Below are 1,393 nucleotides of genomic sequence, written 5' to 3' on the forward strand. Positions count from 1 at the left end.
ACTGGTTCGGGCGACTTCAACTCCGGTAGTAGCTTTAGGCAACAGTTCGGCGGCACTGCCGGTGGCCCGCTGGCTTACGCGAACGACCGCGCGCTTATCGATCTGCCGGCGTTCTATGTCGACTACAACAATGGGCCACTGTGGATCCGCGCCGGAAATCAGCAGATCGCTTGGGGTGAAGCACTTTTCTTCCGAGTAGCTGACCAGCCGAATGGACTGGATCTCCGGGGGCACTTGTTTGGTGTTGCCGCAGAAGAGTACTCCGACACGCGTCGCTCGTCGCTCGGTCTACGTGCGAACTACCGTGTTAATGAGACAACGGACGTCGACGGGTTCGTGCAGCGCTTCGCGCCCACTCTCCTGCCGAACGGTGAGACTGCGTACAACCTCGTCCAGGATCAGTTCACTGTCGATCAGCGGCCTGGTTACGACGAAGTTAAGAACAAGTGGAATGTCGGATTTCGGTTGAAGGGGGAGGCCGGCGGCTTCGGCTACCAGGCTTTTGCCATCAATCGAATCAATCCGGACGGCGTGTACAAGTGGTCAGCCGCCAAAGGCCCCGGAACGCTTCCAGGCACCGCGTTTGCGATGAACCCAACCGGTGTCTATAGCTCGGCGGAGTGGTTCAAGGGGGCGGCCAACTCGCGGCTGAACGGCTTTGAGGCTGTGGCGACCTCCATGAACTTCATCGGCACGAACGGAGATCCGTACGGTCTGGTGGGTCTGGCAACGACGTGCGGTGCTTCGCGCGCTGAGCTTGGCAACTTCCAGATCGGAAGTAGAGCTGCCGCTGAGTGCATTCTGGACACCTTCTTCACGCCGAGTGTCGCTGGCCCGCTGCGTGGCTGGATCAGTCGGGAGTACAAGCGCGAATCTGTGTTCGGCGGTGGGATCAATCGAGTCTTCTCAGGCGAGCAAGATTCTCTGCTCGATCAGCTGATTGGGCGGTTTGAGTTCTCGTACACGCCAGACAAGCGATTCACCAATCCGACGTTGGGTGATTACATCAAGAAGGATGAGTATCAGTTCGCACTCATTCTGGAGAAGTATCACAAGTTCAGTAGTACCTTTCCGGCTACATACTTTGTAGCGCAGTGGCTCCATAAGTCGCGAAGCGATCTGTTTGGTCGGTACTTGGGAGGAGTGGACAACACCCCTGGAGAGGCGCCGAAGGGGCAGTCTGGTGGATTCAATGCGCTCGCGCTGGCGTTGCAGCAGCCTTCGCCAACGCTTGAGTATCGTTTCGATTTCGCGATCTTGACCGATACCAAGGGTGGCTGGTACATGCAGCCAGGTGTGCGATGGAAGCCTACCAAGTCGGTCCAAGCGGACCTGTATCTCAACGCGGTGTACTCACAGCACAAGGGCGAGTATCGCGACTTTGTCGATGGCC

General features: G+C 57.8%; 1 protein-coding gene. It reads left to right on the forward strand.

Annotation, left to right across the window (positions count from 1 at the left end; genetic code table 11):
- Positions 1–1,393, forward strand: a 1,393-nt coding sequence (locus x551_RS22210) for a DUF1302 family protein (RefSeq protein WP_051512297.1), incomplete at both ends; no start/stop codon positions are given.

The sequence above is a fragment of the Methylibium sp. T29 genome, from assembly GCF_000576205.1.
Lineage (GTDB): Bacteria > Pseudomonadota > Gammaproteobacteria > Burkholderiales > Burkholderiaceae_C > Methylibium > Methylibium petroleiphilum.